The 16840-nt window shown below is 70.1% G+C and carries 14 protein-coding genes; 7 read left to right on the top strand and 7 right to left on the bottom strand.

Annotation, left to right across the window (positions count from 1 at the left end; translation table 11 throughout):
• Positions 1 to 49: 49 nt before the first annotated feature.
• The 5 genes from PQV94_RS12990 to aspS all read right to left on the bottom strand — a co-directional run bounded on the left by PQV94_RS12990 (position 50) and on the right by aspS (position 5655).
• Positions 50 to 1156 (bottom strand): ABC transporter ATP-binding protein, encoded by a 1107-nt coding sequence (locus PQV94_RS12990; RefSeq protein ID WP_274286221.1) that lies wholly within the window; start codon positions 1154 to 1156, stop codon positions 50 to 52.
• On the bottom strand, positions 1153 to 1956 hold the full coding sequence (locus PQV94_RS12985; RefSeq protein WP_274286220.1) for an ABC transporter permease: 804 nt from the start codon (positions 1954 to 1956) through the stop codon (positions 1153 to 1155). Before PQV94_RS12985 ends, PQV94_RS12990 begins: the two co-directional genes overlap by 4 nt.
• The gene (locus PQV94_RS12980; protein ID WP_443192691.1) at positions 1953 to 2903 is read right to left on the bottom strand and encodes an ABC transporter permease; all 951 of its coding nucleotides are present in this window, start codon (positions 2901 to 2903) and stop codon (positions 1953 to 1955) included. The genes PQV94_RS12985 and PQV94_RS12980 overlap by 4 nt, the downstream gene beginning before the upstream one ends.
• On the bottom strand, positions 2882 to 4018 hold the full coding sequence (locus tag PQV94_RS12975) for an ABC transporter substrate-binding protein (RefSeq protein WP_274286219.1): 1137 nt from the start codon (positions 4016 to 4018) through the stop codon (positions 2882 to 2884). The genes PQV94_RS12980 and PQV94_RS12975 overlap by 22 nt, the downstream gene beginning before the upstream one ends.
• Positions 4019 to 4311: 293 nt before the next feature.
• Positions 4312 to 5655 (bottom strand): aspartate--tRNA(Asn) ligase, encoded by a 1344-nt coding sequence (aspS, locus tag PQV94_RS12970; RefSeq protein WP_274286218.1) that lies wholly within the window; start codon positions 5653 to 5655, stop codon positions 4312 to 4314.
• A gap of 46 nt (positions 5656 to 5701) precedes the next feature.
• Between aspS and PQV94_RS12965 the strand changes: the two genes are divergently transcribed.
• From PQV94_RS12965 to ccsB, 7 genes are all read left to right on the top strand, one after another.
• On the top strand, positions 5702 to 6199 hold the full coding sequence (locus tag PQV94_RS12965; protein ID WP_274286217.1) for a DUF6264 family protein: 498 nt from the start codon (positions 5702 to 5704) through the stop codon (positions 6197 to 6199).
• A 116-nt stretch (positions 6200 to 6315) separates the two neighbouring features.
• Positions 6316 to 6996, top strand: coding sequence for a DedA family protein (locus tag PQV94_RS12960; protein WP_274286216.1), 681 nt, complete (start codon positions 6316 to 6318; stop codon positions 6994 to 6996).
• Between the two features lie 56 nt (positions 6997 to 7052).
• A complete protein-coding gene (locus tag PQV94_RS12955) occupies positions 7053 to 7682 on the top strand; it encodes a histidine phosphatase family protein (protein ID WP_274286215.1) in 630 nt (209 codons plus the stop codon).
• Entirely contained in the window at positions 7679 to 8287 is a 609-nt protein-coding gene (locus PQV94_RS12950) for a TlpA family protein disulfide reductase (protein ID WP_274286214.1), read from the top strand. Before PQV94_RS12955 ends, PQV94_RS12950 begins: the two co-directional genes overlap by 4 nt.
• Entirely contained in the window at positions 8284 to 9018 is a 735-nt protein-coding gene (locus PQV94_RS12945) for a cytochrome c biogenesis CcdA family protein (RefSeq protein ID WP_274286213.1), read from the top strand. Before PQV94_RS12950 ends, PQV94_RS12945 begins: the two co-directional genes overlap by 4 nt.
• Complete coding sequence (gene resB, locus PQV94_RS12940) at positions 8999 to 10798, top strand: cytochrome c biogenesis protein ResB (protein ID WP_274286212.1); 1800 nt, start codon at positions 8999 to 9001, stop codon at positions 10796 to 10798. The genes PQV94_RS12945 and resB overlap by 20 nt, the downstream gene beginning before the upstream one ends.
• 4 nt (positions 10799 to 10802) lie before the next feature.
• Positions 10803 to 11813: a c-type cytochrome biogenesis protein CcsB gene (ccsB, locus tag PQV94_RS12935; protein WP_274286211.1), complete on the top strand. Its 1011-nt coding sequence runs from the start codon at positions 10803 to 10805 to the stop codon at positions 11811 to 11813.
• A 242-nt stretch (positions 11814 to 12055) separates the two neighbouring features.
• Here the strand turns inward: ccsB and PQV94_RS12930 are convergent, their stop codons facing one another.
• Entirely contained in the window at positions 12056 to 14020 is a 1965-nt protein-coding gene (locus PQV94_RS12930) for a YhgE/Pip domain-containing protein (RefSeq protein ID WP_274286210.1), read from the bottom strand.
• Complete coding sequence (locus tag PQV94_RS12925) at positions 14017 to 16785, bottom strand: efflux RND transporter permease subunit (RefSeq protein ID WP_274286209.1); 2769 nt, start codon at positions 16783 to 16785, stop codon at positions 14017 to 14019. The genes PQV94_RS12930 and PQV94_RS12925 overlap by 4 nt, the downstream gene beginning before the upstream one ends.
• Positions 16786 to 16840: the final 55 nt, after the last annotated feature.

Raw genomic sequence — 16840 nt, 5'->3', positions numbered from 1 at the left:
GTAGGGGGAGGGGGTGGCGTGATCGGGCCGCGCGGCCGGCCCGTTCCGGTCAGTCGCGGGGGCGTGTCGCGACCGGCACGGGATCCAGCGCGATCCGCACGGTGTCGCCGTACTGCACGCGCTCGCCGGCGTCGTGCTGCACGTTGAGCATCGTGCCGTCCGCCGTGCGCACCACCGAGCGCCGGAAGCTGCCGAGGAACGTGCTCTCCTGCACGGTCGCATCGACCCCGGGCGCCTCGGATGCGGTGAAGCGCACGTTCTCCGGTCGCACGAATACGTCGACCGGGCCCGCATCCGACGGCGTCTGCAGGGGCAGGCGCTGGCCCCAGACCTCCACGAACTCGCCGACGACGGTGCCCGGCACCAGGCTGGAGACGCCGACGAAGGCGGCCACCTGCGCCGTGGCGGGCCGCAGGTACAGCTCCTCCGGCGTGCCGATCTGGTCGATGCGGCCCGCGTTCATCACGGCGATCCGGTCGGACACCGCGAGCGCCTCCTCCTGGTCGTGCGTCACGAACACGGTGGTGATCCCGAGGCGCAGCTGGATGCGGCGGATCTCGTCGCGCAGCTGAACGCGCACTTTCGCGTCGAGCGCCGACAGGGGCTCGTCGAGCAGCAGAACCCGCGGCTCGGTCACGAGCGCACGGGCGAGCGCGACGCGCTGCTGCTGGCCGCCCGAGAGCTGGTGCGGGAACCGGTCGGCGAGGTGGCCGAGGCCCACCAGCTCGAGCGCGTCCGTCGCGCGCCGTGCCGCCTCGGTCTTGCCGACGCCGCGACGGCGCAGGCCGAACGCCGTGTTCTCGAGCACGCGCAGGTGCGGGAACAGCGAATAGGACTGGAACACCATGCCGATGTCGCGCTTGTTCGTGGGGACGCCGGAGACATCGTGTCCCGCGAGGAGCACGGCGCCGTCGGTGGCGTGCTCGAGGCCGGCGAGCACGCGCAGGGCCGTCGTCTTGCCGCATCCCGACGGTCCCAGCAGCGACACGAACTCGCCGGGAGCGATGTCGAGGTCGACGCCGTGGAGCACCCGCGTCGTGCCGTAGTCCTTGATGACGCCGCGGAACTGTACGCGCGTGCCCGCGCCCGCCTCCGCCAGCAGCATGTTGTCGGAGGTCGAGGGGAGGCCCCGCAACGGGGTGTCTGCCGTGGTCATGAGTTCTTCCTTCCGGCGCCCAGGCGTCCGGCCCGGCCGATGATGAGCAACAGCACGAACGCGAAGGCGAGTGCCAGCAGGGTGAAGATGGCGGCGGCCCACGCATCCTGTCGATTGATGAGAACGAGCGCCGTCTGCAGTACCTGGCGGTTCAGCAGAGACGCGATCGTGAACTCGCCGAGCACGACGGCGACGGAGATGAGGGATGCGGCGAGCAGTCCCTGACGGAGGTTGGGGATGATCACCCGCACGAGCACGGCGAACCACCCGGCCCCGAGGGTGCGCGCCGCCTCCGACAGCGTCTTGATGTCGATCGCGTCGATCGAGGCCTGGATGGAGCGGTACGTGAACGGCAGCACCAGCACCCCGTACGCGAAGGCGAGCGTCCATGCTCCCGTACCCAGGGTTCGCCCGATCTGCAGGTAGATCGGCGCGAGGCCGACCACGAGCACGATCGCGGGGATCGAGATCGGCAGCAGCGCGAGGAACTCGAAGCCGCGACGCAGCTGCGGGAACTTCAGCGCGACGAGCACCATCGTGGGCGTGAACAGGAACAGCACGAGCGCGACCGTGACCGCCGCCAGCGAGAGCGAATTGCCGAGTCCCGTCCAGATCGGGGCGTACTTGGCGGCGTTGGCGGGATCGAAGAGCGCCAGCCACCGCGACAGGGTGAGGGCGTCGGTGCCGGGCAGCGGCGCGAGCGTGAACAGCACCGTCGCGGCGAACGGCACGGCGAAGACGACACCGACGACGATGCCGATGACCCAGCGGGTGGTGACGGAGGGGGCGAAGGTCTTCACGCCTGCCACCTCGCTGCCCTGCGCTGGATGAGGGCGTAGACGCCCATCACGACGGCGACGACGACGATCATGCCGAACGCCAGTGCGCCGGCGAGGTTCTCACGTCCGAGCAGCGTCTCGCTCGTGAGCGCCGTGCGGATCTGCAGCGGCACGATCTGCGAGCCCTGGCTGGCGAGCGCCGCCGCAGTGGCGTAAGAGGAGAAGGCGTTCGCGAACAGGAGCAGGAGGCTCGCGAGGAACGACGGGGCGAGCACCGGGATGCCGATGTGCAGCCAGAAGCTGCGCGGCGTGCCGCCGAGGGTGAGGTGCGCCTCGGCCCACTGGGGCTTGAGAGCTGCGAGGGCGGGCATGAAGGTGATGATCATGAGCGGCACCTGGAACACGATGTACGCGGGGATGAGGCCGGGAACGGAGTAGATCCACGCGCCATCCGCGTACGGGTCGATGCCGAGCACGTTCTTCAGCAGCAGGGTGACGACACCCTGGGTGCCGATGGCCGCGACCATGACGAAGGCGAGCATCACGCCGCCGAACTGCGCGAGCACGCCGGATGCCGCATCCACCGTGCTGCGCACGAAACCGGTCTCGGAAAGGCCCAGCATCGCGTAGCAGACCAGGGCGCCCACGACCGCGCCGAGCAGCGCCGTGAGCAGCGACACCCAGGTGGAGTTCCAGAAGGTCAAGAGGATGACCGGGTCGCCCAGCGCCGCGATGTTGTCGAGCGTGAAGGCACCGTGCGCGTCGAAGAGCCCGGAGCCGACGGCGAGAACGGTCGGCAGGGCGAGGAAGAGGGCGATGTACGCCGCGAATGGGGCAAGGCCGATCCAGGACAGGTCACGCCCGGCGCCCCGCCGCCGGGGAGCCTGAGGCTCCCCGGCGGCGGGGCGCGCGTCGTGCGTGTCGCGGTCGGCCACGACGGATGCGGTCACGAGACGGCCGCGGCCCACTTCTCGCCGAGCAGGGTGCCGGCGTCGGTGCTCTGCTGCTCGGTCGGCACGACCGTCTTGTCCGGCGTCGCGGGCAGGGCGGCGGCCAGCTTCTCGTCGAGCGTTCCCGCGGTCTGCATGGCGTCCATGCGCGCCGGGCGGGCACCGCCGGCGAGCCACAGGTTCTGCACCTCGTCGCTGTAGAGGAACTCCTGCCACAGGCGTGCCGCGGCCGGGTGCGGCGCGCTCTTGTTGATCGCCTGGTTGTAGTACCCGGCGTAGCCGGTGCCGTCGAAGACGACGACCTTCCAGTTGGGGTTGCTCTGGGTGTGGGCCGCGTTGAGGTAGTCCCAGTCGAAGACAACGGGCGTCTCGCCGCTGGCCACGGTCGCGCTGGTCACGTCGAGCTTCAGCATGTTGCCAGCGGCGTTCAGCTTGCTGAAGAAGTCGATGCCCGGCTGGTAGTCGTCGAGCGTGCCACCGGACTGCACCGTGGCCATTCCCACCGCGGCGAACGCCGCGCCCGCCTGCGTCGGGTCGCCGTTGATGGCGACCGCGCCGCGGTACTCGTCGCCGAGAAGGTCGTCGAGGCTCTTGGGCGCCGGGAAGCGCGACGAGTCGTAGCCGACCGACATGTACCCGCCGTAGTCGCCCACGAACAGACCCGTCGGCTCCTTGAGGGCGTCGGGGATGTCATCCCAGGTCTGCACCTTGTACGGCGCGAACGAGTCCGTGTTCTGCAGGGCGACGGTGAGCCCCAGGTCGAACACGTCGGGGGCGGTGTCCAGGCCCTCGTTGGTCTTCGCGGCCTGGATCTCCTCGGCGCTGGAGATGTCGGGCGACTGCTCCTCGACGGAGATCTCCGGGTAGCGCTGCGTGAACAGGTCGATGATCGCGCCGTAGTTAGCCCAGTCGCGCGGCAGGGCGATCACGTTGAGCTTGCCCTCGGCCTTCGCCGCTGCCTCGAGGTCGGCGAAGGTGCCGAAGTCCGCGACGCTCGTGGCGGTCTGCGCCTTCGAGGAGTCGTCGGAGGACGCCTCGGCGGTGCCTGCGCAGCCGGCGAGGGCGACGGCGGCGATCGCCGTCAGAGCAATCCCGGCGGCGGCGCGGCCGCGGCGGGTGGAGCGGATGATCATGCGGGTTCCTCTCGGGTAGTTCGATGCGGCCGCGCGCGAAGGGCGCGACAGATCGGGACGAGAGGACGGTATGAGGGCGCGGTGACGGGTGCCGACAGCGGTGGTGAACGGGCCGTATACGTAGCGTGGCCAGTGCGGTCGGCGCGCCGCATCCGTTCGCCGGGCTCAACGCAAGAGCGCCACTTCTGCGCACCTGCCACAGGATCAACCTGTCGCGGCTGCGCATAAGTGGCGCATCTGCTCACATGCGTCGCAACTCGGGCACCGGGAGAGGGGCCGAGAGCGGCGGCGGGTCAGGGGGCGAGGCGCGTGGGCCCGCGGAAGAGGAAGGTCACCTCGCGGATCGAGTCCTGGCCGAGCATGAGCATCAGCACACGCGCGAGACCCATGCCGAAGCCTCCGTGGGGCGGGATGCCGTAGCGGAAGAAGTCGAGGTAGTGCTCGAGGCCTTCGAGCGACAGGCCCTTCTCCAGCGCCTGTGCCTCGAGGACCTCGATGCGGTGCTCACGCTGCGCGCCCGTGGTGATCTCGGTGCCGTTGAACAGCAGGTCGTAGCTGTTCGTGAGCCCGGTCTCGGTGTTGCGCATGTGGTAGAACGGTCGGATCTCGGGGTGGTAGTCGGTGATGAACACGAACTGGTGGTCGTAGGTCTCGCGCACGTGGGCGGAGATCTGACGCTCGCCCTCGGGGTCCAGGTCGCCGTCGGTGCGCGGGATGTCGTAGCCGCGCGCCTTCACGATCTCGCGCGCTTCGGCGAGCGGGATGCGGGGGAAGGGAAGCGTCGGCACGACGACGTCGATGTCGAACAGCTCCTTGATCTCCTCGCCGTGCTTCTCCTTCACCGCGGTGAAGGCGGCCGCCAGCAGCTCCTCCTGCATCGCGGCGACATCCTCGTAGGAGTCGATCCACGACAGCTCAGCGTCCACCGAGGTGAACTCGGTGGCGTGGCGGCTGGTGAAGCTGGGGTCGGCGCGGAACACGTCGCCGATCTCGAACACCTTGCCGAAGCCGGCGGCCTGCGCCATCTGCTTGAAGTGCTGCGGGCTCTGCGCCAGGTACGCCGTCTGGTCGCCGAAGTACTCCAGCGCGAACAGCTCGGCGTTGCCCTCGGCGGGCGTGGACATGAGCTTGGGGGAGTGGATCTCGACGTAGTCGCGCTCCACCCAGTAGGTGCGCATGGCGTGCTCGAGCGTCGTCTGGATGCGGAAGATCAGGTTGTTGCGGCGCTGACGCAGATCGATGAAGCGCCAGTCCATGCGCTTGTCGAGACCGCTGTCGGCCGCGATCGGCGTCTCCGGCAGCGCGGCGGCCGCGATCTCCAGCGACGCGATCTTGATCTCGACACCGCCGAGCTTGACGCGCTCGTCGTGCTTGAGCTCGCCCGTCACCGTCAGGAACGTGCCCGTGGCGAGGTTCGAGATCGTCTCGGTCAGCGCGAGCGCCGCCGCCTGCTCGGACGTCGCGTCCTCGCCGAGCTCGCGCGTCGCGGGATTCACGAGCTGCACCGCGCCGGTCTCATCACGCAGGATGACGAACTGCACCTTCTTCTGGTCGCGGACGGTCTCGACCCATCCGGACACCGAGACACCTCCCGCGGGGAGGGACTTCAGCTGCTTGACCAGAACGCGTTCACTCACGAGAGAGCAGTCTACGGGCCGTGCCCCGCGCCCGTACGATGGCCGCGTGAGCAGTGAGCGCCCGGGCGAGGAACCCGCGATCTTCCGGTTGCCGCCCGAGTCGTTCCGCGTCGGCTCCGACGGGGCACCCGCCGCCGCCCGACCCGAGCCGTCGCCGCGCTCCGAGCGCCCCGCTCCGAGGCCTGAGCGCGAAGCCGGGCGTACCGCCCCGCGTCGGCGGCGGAAGACGTGGGACATCGTGCTGACGATCGTGCTCCTGGCCGTGACCGCCGTCGTCTCGGCGGTGTCGTCGACGCTGGCTCTGATGCTCGCGGCTTCCTCCACCGGATGCGGCGCCGACGGCCGCGTGTGCCGTGCGGAGCTGCTGCAGGGCGGCGTGTGGACCATGCTCACGGCGCCGTGGATCGTCTTCGTGCTGACCGCGTTCTTCGCGGTGCTGCTGCTGATCGTGCGCCGCCGCGCGTTCTGGGTGCCGCTGGTAGGAACCGTGGTCGCCGCGCTGACCTGGCTCGTGGGCGCCTTCCTGCTCTGGGCCGCCGTCTAGTTCTGCGGGGGATCGACCGCCGGGGGTGTTTCCCAGCCGCGGTTCACCGGAGGCGGATACCGTGTGCGCGACGCACGACATCCTTCGCCCGATCACCGAGAGTCTCGAGGACCCCGATGACCCAGGTCGCCCTGCCTGTCCGCGCCTCATCGAACGAATCCTGGCTGAGCCAGCTCATGGATGCGCTGGTCGGCTTGATGGAGTGGATCGGCCCCATCGGCGCCGCGATCGCGATCGCCCTGGAGAGCGTCTTCCCGCCGCTGCCGAGCGAGGCGATCCTGCCGATGGCGGGCATCACGGCCAGCCGCGGCGGCTTCACCCTCGCCGAGGCGCTGCTGTGGACGACGGCGGGCTCGGTGGTCGGTGCGCTCGCTCTCTACGGCATCGGCGCGTGGCTCGGCATCGACCGGTTGCGTCGGGTCGCCGCGAAGGTGCCGCTGCTGCATCCGGAAGACATCGACCGCACGGTCGCGTGGTTCCACAAGCACGGCGGCAAGGCGGTGTTCTTCGGGCGGATGGTGCCGCTGTTTCGCAGCTTCATCTCGATCCCCGCGGGCGTGACCCGCATGCCTCTGTGGCGCTTCGTGCTGCTGACGGCCGCCGGGAGCCTGCTGTGGAACGCGATCTTCGTGCTGGCCGGGTACTTCCTGGGCGAGTCGTGGCACATCGTCGAGCAGTACGCCGAGGTGTTCCAGGTGATCGTCATCGTCGGCGTCGCCGCCGGCATCGCGTGGTTCGTCTACGCGCGGGTGCGGTCGCTGCTCGCGCATCGGCGCCGCGTGGGTGCCCGCGACTGAGCGCTACCAGCTGACGCTCAGTCTCTTCATATCCGCCGTCCACGTAAAATCGTGGGGTGCCCGCCGAACGCCTCCACCTCGTGCGCCATGGCGAGGTCCACAATCCCGACCGTGTCCTCTACGGTCGGCTGCCGCAGTTTCGGCTGAGCGCGGCGGGCCGTCGGATGGCGCGTCAGGCCGCGGAGCACGTGCAGGCAGAGGGGCGCCCCGTCACCGCATTGATCTGTTCGCCGCTTCAGCGCACGCGCGAGTCGGCCGAGCCGTTCACCGAGCTCTTCGGGTTCGAGCCGGTCGTCGAGCCCGACGTGATCGAGCCCTGGAACGTGTTCGAGGGCAAGCGGATGCGGCGCGCTCTCGCGAACCCCCTGAACTGGCGTCACGTGACGCGGCCCTCCGTCCCGAGCTGGGGCGAGCCGTACGCCGAGGTCGTCGCGCGGATGCAGCGGGCGATGGCGAAGGCGTGGAATGCGGTTCCCGCAGGTGACGTCGTCATCGTCAGCCATCAGCTGCCCATCTGGGTCACCCATCTCGCGATCGCGGGCCTCCCGCTGCGGCACGACCCCCGCGCCCGGCGCTGCGCCCTGTCCAGCGTGACGAGCTTCGAGGGCGGCCCGGGAGCCTGGCGCGAGATCGCCTACGCGGAGCCCGCATCCGCCGAAGGCGCCGTCGATGTAGGAGCAGTATGAGATTCCGTCCCCGCCGCCTCGCCGCAGTCCTCGTCGCCGGTGCGCTCGCGGTCACCCTCGCCGCCTGTTCGGCCAACGATTCCCTGGCCGACCAGTATCGGGAGGGCTCGAACAAGGGCTACATCGGGGCCGACGGCGTGCCGATCGTCGAGACCCCGCCGGCGGAGCGTTCGGACCCCATCGTGTTCACGGGTGTGAGCGACAGCGGCAAGACGGTGACGAACGAGGACTACGCCGGTCAGGTGCTCGTCGTGAACTTCTGGTACGCCGCGTGCGGCCCTTGCATCGTCGAGGCACCGCGCCTCGAGAAGTCGTACGAGGACCTGAAGGGCGAGGACGTGTCGTTCCTCGGCATCAACACGTACGACCAGGCGCCCACGGCCGCATCCTTCGCGAAGGACAACGGCATCAGCTATCCCAGCCTGCTCGCGGTCGACGACAGCAAGCTCAAGCTGTCGTTCGCCTCCGCCACGCCGCTCACGGCCACACCGACGACCCTCGTGCTCGACAAGCAGGGCCGGGTCGCCGCGCGCATCGTCGGCGAGCTCGGTGACGCCTCGATCCTCACGACGCTCGTGCGCGACGCCCTCAAGGAGGGTTCGTGACCGGCATCGTCGCCGAAGGAGCGCTCTGGGTCGCGATCCCGCTGGCGCTCGCCGCGGGGCTCGTCTCCTTCCTCTCGCCCTGCGTGCTCCCGCTCGTGCCCGGTTACCTCGGCTTCCTCGGAGGAGCGGCGGGGACCGCATCCGGTCGCAAGGGTCGCGGGCGCCTGCTGCTGAGCGTGCTCCTGTTCATCGCCGGGTTCACGGTGGTCTTCATGGCGATGACCGTGCTGGGCGGCTCGCTCGGTCGGTTCTTCCTGGAGTACTCCGACATCATCACGCGCGTGCTCGGTGCGGTCGTGATCGTCATGGGGCTCATCTTCATCGGCCTGTTCGGCTTCGCGCAGCGCACGTTCAAGCCCAACGTCCGGGGGAACCTGGGGCTGGTGGGCGCGCCGCTGCTCGGCCTCGCGCTTGGGATCGGCTGGGCGCCGTGCATCGGCCCGACGCTCGCGACGATCCTTGCGCTGTCGTGGAACATGGGCGACCCGGGCCGTGCCGCCGTCCTGGGACTCGCGTACTCGCTGGGTCTCGGCATCCCGTTCCTCCTGCTCGCGGCGGGCTTCGGCTGGGCCAGCAGATCGGTGTCGTTCCTGCGCCGCCACATCCGTGCCATCAACATCTTCGGCGGCGTCCTTCTCATCGTTCTCGGTGTGCTGATGGTCACCGGCGTCTGGAGCTCACTCATGTCGCAGTTGCAGGGGGTGCTGGTCAATGTCCCGCTCCCCATCTGATCGAGCCGACGTCTCGGAGCCGCTGCGTCCCTCCGACCACGTCGACGGCCGCCCCGCCCCTTCGCGTGACGACGACGTCACCTCGCCGCGTCTCGGACCGATCGAGTGGCTGCGGTGGGGGTGGCGGCAGCTGACCAGCATGCGCACCGCCCTCGTGCTGCTGCTGTTGCTGGCGATCGCCGCGGTTCCGGGCTCGATCTTCCCGCAGCGCTCCGCCGACCCGAACGGTGTGACGCAGTTCCGCGCCGACAACCCGGATCTCTTCCCGGTGCTGGACTGGTTCAAACTGTTCGATGTCTACAGCTCGCCCTGGTTCTCCGCGATCTACATCCTGCTGTTCATCTCGCTCATCGGCTGCGTCATCCCGCGCACGCGGCACCACTGGAAGGCACTGCGGGCCCGCCCGCCGCGCACACCCGCGCGCCTGTCGCGCCTCGACGACCACCGCGAGCTCGTGGTGCGCCTACCCGAGGGCACGGATGTGTCCGCCGCCGCGGAGGACGCGATCGCCTCGGCCGCGGCGCAGCTGCGTACCGCTCGCTACCGCGTCGAGCGCTATGACGGCCGCGGCGCCCTGTCGGTGTCGGCAGAGCGCGGCTACCTCCGAGAGACGGGCAACCTGCTCTTCCACATCGCCCTCGTGGGCGTGCTCATCGCGGTGGGTGTCGGCGGTGCGCTCACCTACACCGGTCAGCGGGCCATGGTGCAGGGAACGAGCTTCGTGAACGCGCTGACGGACTACTCGTCCTTCAACCCCGGGCGCTTCGTCGACGCCGACCAGCTGTCGCCGTACTCGATCACGCTCAACAAGTTCGACGTGACCTACCAGCCGTCCGGCACCGCTGCAGCCGGTCAGGCCGGTGACTTCGTCGCGCACGTGACCACCCAGCTGCCCGGTCAGGATCCGCAAGACGGCGAGGTGCGCGTCAACCATCCGCTGGATATCGCCGGCGACCGCGTGTACCTCATGGGCAACGGATACGCGCCCATCGTCACGGTGCGCGACGCCGACGGCGACGTCGTCTTCCGCGACGCCGTGCCCTTCCTGCCGCAGAACAACAACATGACCTCGCTCGGCGTCGTCAAGATCGCCGACGGCATGCCGCAGCAGCTCGGTCTCGTGGGGTTCTTCTACCCGACGGCGCAGCCGCTGGACACCGGCGCGTACACGTCGGTGTATCCCGACCTGGTCTATCCCGTGCTGAGTCTCGACGTGTACGAGGGTGACCTCGGCATCGACGACGGCACGCCCCGCTCGGTCTACACGCTGGATCCGACCGGGATGACCAAGCTCACCGGCATCGACACCGACAAGTCCTCGATCCAGCTGCTTCCCGGCCAGACGACCGATCTGCCGAACGGCCTCGGCACGATCACGTTCGAGAACGCGGCCGACCCCAGCCAGAACGAGGTGACCGACGGGACCCTGGACTCGGGCTCACCGGGCGCCGACTACTCCCAGGCGGTGCCGCGGTTCGTCTCGCTCTCCATCCACCACGACGTCGGCGCGCCCTGGGTGCTGCTGTTCGCGGTGATCGCGCTCGCCGCCCTCCTGCTCGCCCTGTTCGTCCCCCGTCGCAGGATGTGGGTGAAGGTCACTCCGCGTGAGGGAGGCCTGCTCATCGAGTACGCGGGTCTCGCGCGCGGCGAGGATCCGCAGATCGCGGTCGCGGTCGACCAGCTCGCAGACCGACACGGACGCGCCTTCGCCGACGCCGCGGAGGGCGAGATCATCGATGCGAATCGGCCGACCTCCGACGCAGACCCGAAAGTAGACTGACCCCATGCCCGAACAGCTCTCGCTCGACGCGGTCTCGCTGCTCACCGTCTGGACGGCGGTCGCGATCTACGCCCTCGCGTTCATCGCGTACACGATCGACCTCGCCCGCCGCTCCGCCGACGCCGTCGACCGGCAGGATGCCCTCGTGCGCGAGCGCGAGCTCGTCGCCGCCGGAGGCGAGACCATCTCACAGGTGCGCGCGAGCGAAGAGCGCGCCGCCGCATCCCTCGCAGCACGTGGACGCGAGCGCTCGCGTCCGGTGTGGGCGCGCATCGGCACGTCGCTGACGTGGCTCGCGTTCCTCTTCCACGTGACCGGCGCGGTGCTGCGCGGCATCGCCGCCGAGCGGGTGCCGTGGTCGAACATGTACGAGTTCGCCCTGACGGGCACCGTGCTGATCGTCGCCGTGTACCTGGCCGTGCTGTTCCGTTACGACCTGCGTTTCCTGGGCGCCTTCATCACGGGTCTCGTCGCCGTGCTCATGGGATGGGCGACGCTCCTTCACGTCGACGTCGTCCCGCTGGCCGACCCGCTCAAGAGCGTCTGGCTCGTCGTGCACGTGTTCGTCGCGTCACTGGCGACAGCGTTCTTCGCGCTCGCCTTCGCGCTGTCGGTGACCCAGTTGCTGCAGGCGCGGCGTGAGCGCAAGGCGGCCGCCGCCGATGCGAAGACGGGGCCGCGGTTCCTGCGCATCCTCCCCGGCGCCGACGCGCTCGAGTCGCTCGCGTACCGGTTCGCGATCGTCGGCTTCATCTTCTGGACCTTCACGCTCATCGCGGGTTCCATCTGGGCCAACGACGCGTGGGGCCGCTACTGGGGCTTCGACACCAAAGAGGTGTGGACCTTCGTCATCTGGGTGCTCTACGCCGGCTACATCCACGCGCGCGCCACACGGGGGTGGCGCGGCACGCGGTCGGCATGGCTCTCGATCATCGGCTTCAGCGCCGTGATGTTCAACTTCACCATCGTGAACCTGTTCTTCAAGGGCCTGCACGTCTACAGCGGCCTCAGCTGACCCGCATCCACCGCATCTCGTGCCCCGGCGCCTTTCGGCCGCCGGGGCACGCTGCTGTGCGGGCGCCGCGGGCGTCGCATCCGAACGTCGGAGAATCGGCCGAATGTCGGAGGATGCGGCGTGGATCCTCCGACGGGAGTGCGTTTCTCCGACCGGGCGCCGGTCGGCCCCGGACGGGCGGCCCCCGGACGGGCGGGCGGCGCCCCGCCAGACGCACGTGCCGGCGCGGCCTGGCCCCGGGGTCAGACGAGGGCGGCGCGGGCAGAGACGGTGCGGCGGCGTGAGACGGCGACCGTCGTGGCCACGAGCGAGAGCAGCAGCCACACCACGAGGAGCGTGACCCCGGCCGTCACCCCGCCGGCGCTCGTGAGGGCGCCGAGCATCGCGGCGTAGGCGGGCTGCACCGGCAGAACGGAAGCGATCGAGGTCAGCACGCCCGGGACCGTGGAGACGACCCCCGTGGCGACGACGAAGGCGCCGATGATGGCTCCGATCCACCTGCCTGCTCCACCGAAGACGGCCACGAGCGCCTGGTTGACGCCGGCGAAGGCGACACCGGCGAGCACGCAGATCGCCGCGAAGATCGACCAGTCCGCCCAGTCGTAGCTGGCTGCGAGCTGCACGACGCCTGCCACGAGCAGCCCCTGCACGGCGCCGAGGATGGCCCCGGGAGCGAAGGCGCGCAGCGCGAGCGTCACCGAGGAGCGTCGGCTGGTGAGTGCTCGGGCGGATACCGCCTGGAACGCGACGTACGAGCCGAGTCCGCCGAACCACAGCACCAGGGCGGTGAGCAGCGGGATGGCGGCCGCGCCGAAGAGGTTCGAGCCGATGCCCTGCGCCGCGACCGGTTCGGCGACGACGGATGCGGTCTGCTGCGCCTGCTCGTCGGTGTACGTCGGGACCTGGTCGACGGCCGTGTCCAGCCCGGTCGCGAGCGAACCCGCGCCGCTGGAGAGCTGGGTAACGCCGTCGGCGAGCGACGTAGCGCCGGTGGATGCCTGGTTCGCACCGCTCGCCAGGGAGCTCGCGCCTCCGGCGAGCTGTGAGACCCCGCTCGAGAGTTGGGCCGCGCCCGCCGCGAGCTGGTCGGCGCCGGTGGCGAGACCGCCCGCGCCGGACTGTAGATCGCGCGCGCCGCTTGCAGCGTCCGAGACACCCGCGACGACGGCGTCGCCGTAGCCCGCAGCGGTTCCGGCAGCCGTGCCGATCGCGGCGATCGTGTTCGGCGTGGGGTTCGCCTTGTCGCCGATCGTGGTGAGCAGTTCGGCGCAGAGTGGGGCCGTGGGGCCGTAGGTCGTGTAGCAATCCTGGACGAGCTTCCCCAGCTTCGTCCCCAGAGCCTGCGTCTGGGTGAGTGCGCTGTTCGCGGCCGTCGTGGTCGCCTCCGCCGCCTTCTTCAGGTCGGGCTGATCGTTCGTTCCGTTGTCGAGACCGGTCGCGAGCTTGCCTGCGCCGTCGGAGAGTTGGCGCGCACCGGATGCGAGCTGCTGCGCGCCGCCGGGCAGCGCGGCGGCTCCCGTGGCGGCCTGCGAGGCCCCGGAGGCGAGCTGGTCGGCGCCCGTGGCGAGCTGACCGACGCCGCTGGACAGTTCGGTCGCGCCCTGGGCTGCGCTCGCCGAACCGTCGGCCAGCTTCTGTGCGCCGCTCGCCGCGTCGCCCAGCTGGTCGTGCAGCGTCGTGAAGCCGAGCAGCACGTTCGTCAGGTACTGCTTCGAGACGGCGCTGCCGAACACGGATGCGGCCGTCTGGGTGATCTGCGCCGTGATCGCCTGGTCGACCACACGTCCGTCCGGTGCGCTCTCGACCGAGATCGTCGCCTGCTCCGGGGTCGAGCCGGGAGCGGTGGAGGTGGCGGCGGCGGAGAAGTTCTCGGGGATCGTGATGACCGCGCTGTAGGTGCCGTCGGCGAGGCCGGCGGCCGCATCCTCGTCGTTGGAAATGGTCCAGTCGATGTTGCTTGGCACGTCCGACGAGCCCTCGACGAGTCCCGCGGTGAGCTGGCGTCCGAGCGGCGCGAGCTGCCCGTTGATCTCCACCGGCTTGTCGTCGTTCACGATCGCGGCCGACATGTTCTCGAGTCGTTCCACGGGGCTGTAGAGGGCGGCGACGAGGAGCCCGCCGATGATGACGGGCAGCAGCACGATCCCGAGGACCGTCAGCCAGGTGACGGGACGTCGTGCGTGGGAGCGTTCGATGGGGACGGTCATGCGAGCACCTCCGCGGGAGCCGTGGGAAGGGTGACGGGTTCGCCGGTGCGGTACCCGGCGTCGATGAGCAGCGCGCGTGCGGCGGCGATGTCGGATGCGGACCCCACGGCGGTGGCGACGAGCGTGAGCTGTCGCGCCGCGGCGTCGCGCAGCAGTGCCAGAGCCGTGTCGCGTGCGGTGTGGGGCAGTCGCTCGAGGCGGTCGATGCCGTCGACCACGACGACCGCGGGCGAGCCCGACAGTGCGTGCCGGAGGTCGTCGACAGGGTCGGATGCGGTGGCCAGCAGCGCCATCCCGGCGCGCGCCCGCACCCAGGCGCCGCGCTCGGGCAGCAGGTGGCCCGCGACCCGGAGGCGTCCCTCGCTCGGGCTCAGCCGGCCCGCCAGCACGAGCGTCAGCGCGTGCGTCGCGGCGGGGTCCTCGGCGGCGACCACGAGCGCCTCACCCGGATCGACCGTCGCATCCACCGGACCGAACACGGGTTTCGTCTCGGTGCGCAGCGCGAGTTTTTCGGCGACGACGACGGCGGAACCGTCGCTCGCCCACTCGCGCAGCGACAGTTCGCGTTCGACGGCCTCGCCCTCGATGTCGAAGTGGGGCAGGATGCGCTCCAGCCACCTCGGCATCCACCAGGCCCGGTCTCCGAGCAGCGCCATGACGGCGGGGACGAGCGTCATGCGCACGAGGAACGCATCGATGGCGATTCCCGTGGCGAGTCCGAGCGCGATGGGTTTGAGGTTCGAATCGCCCTCGGGAACGAAGGCCGCGAACACGGCGAACATGATGATGGCCGCGGCGGTCACCACGCGGGCGGATGCCGTGTAGCCGCTGCGCACGGCCTCGAGCGCGATCTCGCGCGCCGGGCGGTCCGGGTTGTCGCGGCGGGCGTGCACGAAGTCCTCCCGCATCCGGGACACGAGGAACACCTCGTAGTCCATCGCGAGACCGAACAGCACGCCCATCAGCACGATCGGCATGAAGCTGATGACGGGGCCGACGCGCGCCACGTGCAGGAGGTCGGCGAACCAGCCCCACTCGAATACGGCCGCGACGACGCCGAACGAGGCGGCGACCGAGAGCAGGTAGCCGAGCGCCGCTTTGATCGGCACCCAGATGGAGCGGAAGACGATCATCAGCAGGATGAGGGAGAGCCCGACGACGAAGATGCCGAAGGGCAGCAGCGCCGCCGACAGACGATCGGAGATGTCGATGGCCACGGCCGTGAAACCGGTGACCTTCAGATCGACGCCGTACTCGTCGAGGAGGCGGTCGTGCTGGGCGCGGAGCTCCCGGACGAGCTCGGCCGTCGCCGGGTCGTCGGGGGCGGTCTCTGGAACGATCTGGACGATGCCGGTGTCTGCCGCCTGGTTCGGGGTGGCGAGCGCGACCTCCTTCACGCCCGGGATGCGGGAGATCTCGTCGCCGAGGTCCTTCATGAGGGTGAGCGGATCGGTGGAGGTGACGATCGTCCCGGTCATGATGAGCGGGCCGTTGGCGCCAGGACCGAAGTGCTCGCTCGTGAGGTCGTATGCGACGCGGGCCGGGTCTCCCTTGGGCAGCTGGCCGGCGTTGGGTAGGGCGAGCGCGAGGCTCGTCGCCGGGATGGCGGCCACGCCGAGCGCGGCGACCACCGCCACGGTCGTGACAACGGGGTGGCGCGTCACCATGCCCACCCATCGCGCCGAGAAGCCGCGCCGCGCGGCAGCGGCCGCGTCCCGGGCGGGGCGAGGGCCTCGCCTCGTCCAGCCGCGCACGCGACCCTTCACGAAGCCGAGCATCGCGGGTGTCAGAGTGACCGCGACGAGCACGGCGATCGCGACGGCGACGGCAGCGGCGACACCCATGGTCGTCAGGAACGGGATGCCGGCGAAACCGAGGCCGATGAGTGCGATGAGCACGGTCATGCCCGCGAAGAGGACGGCGGAGCCGGCGGTGCCGGTGGCCCGGGCCGCGGATTCCTCGGGATCCGCACCGCCTCGTACCTGGTCCTGGTGCCGGGAGATGATGAACAGGGCGTAGTCGATGCCTACCGCGAGCCCGAGCATGAGCGCCAGCAGCGGGGTCGTCGAGGACACCGAGGCGAACGCGGTGGCCACGAAGATGAGCGCCATCGACAGCCCGACCCCCAGGATCGCGGTCATCAGCGGGAGTCCCGCGACGACGAACGAGCGGAAGGTCACGATCAAGACGATCAACGCGATGATCAGACCCACGAGTTCGGTGACCGTGACCCCCGGCAGCGAGACGGCGAACAGGTCTCCGCCGAGCGCGACCTGCGAGCCCGCGGGGAGCTCGGGTTCCAGCGCGTCGACGGTGGACTGCAGATCGCTGCGCGTGGACTCCGGCACATCGGTGGCTTGACCGTCGAACTGCATCCGCACGATCGCGGCGGTGTCGTCGTCGGAGATGCTGCCGGTGATGGACGCGTCGTAAGGGTCGGTGACCGCCAACACGCCGTCGAGCTTCTCGATCGTCGCGATCGTGTCCTCGATGCGGCTGCGGTAGTCGTCGTCCGTGATCTTGGTGCCGTCGGCGGCGACCACCACGAACTGAGCGTTGGTGCCGCTGACCTGGGGGAAGGTGCGCGAGAGCTGCTCCAGGCCCGCCTGCGACTCGGTGCCGGGGATCGAGAAGCTGTTGTCGGTGCCCTTCGAGAACAGGGCGGCCCCGCCGCCGGCGAGCACCAGGAGCAGGAGCCAGGCGATCAGCACGCGCCACGGGCGGCGGTACGACCAGCGGCCGAGCGAGTACAGGAGCGTGGACACCGGCGCCTCCGTGGGTCGAGGTGATCGGGCGGGTTCGATACGAGAGTGTATCGGA

Origin of the sequence: Microbacterium sp. Clip185, assembly GCF_028743715.1 — a bacterium.
Lineage (GTDB): Bacteria > Actinomycetota > Actinomycetes > Actinomycetales > Microbacteriaceae > Microbacterium.
Note: the sequence above shows the minus strand (reverse complement) of the source record. Positions and strands in the feature narration are given on the sequence as shown.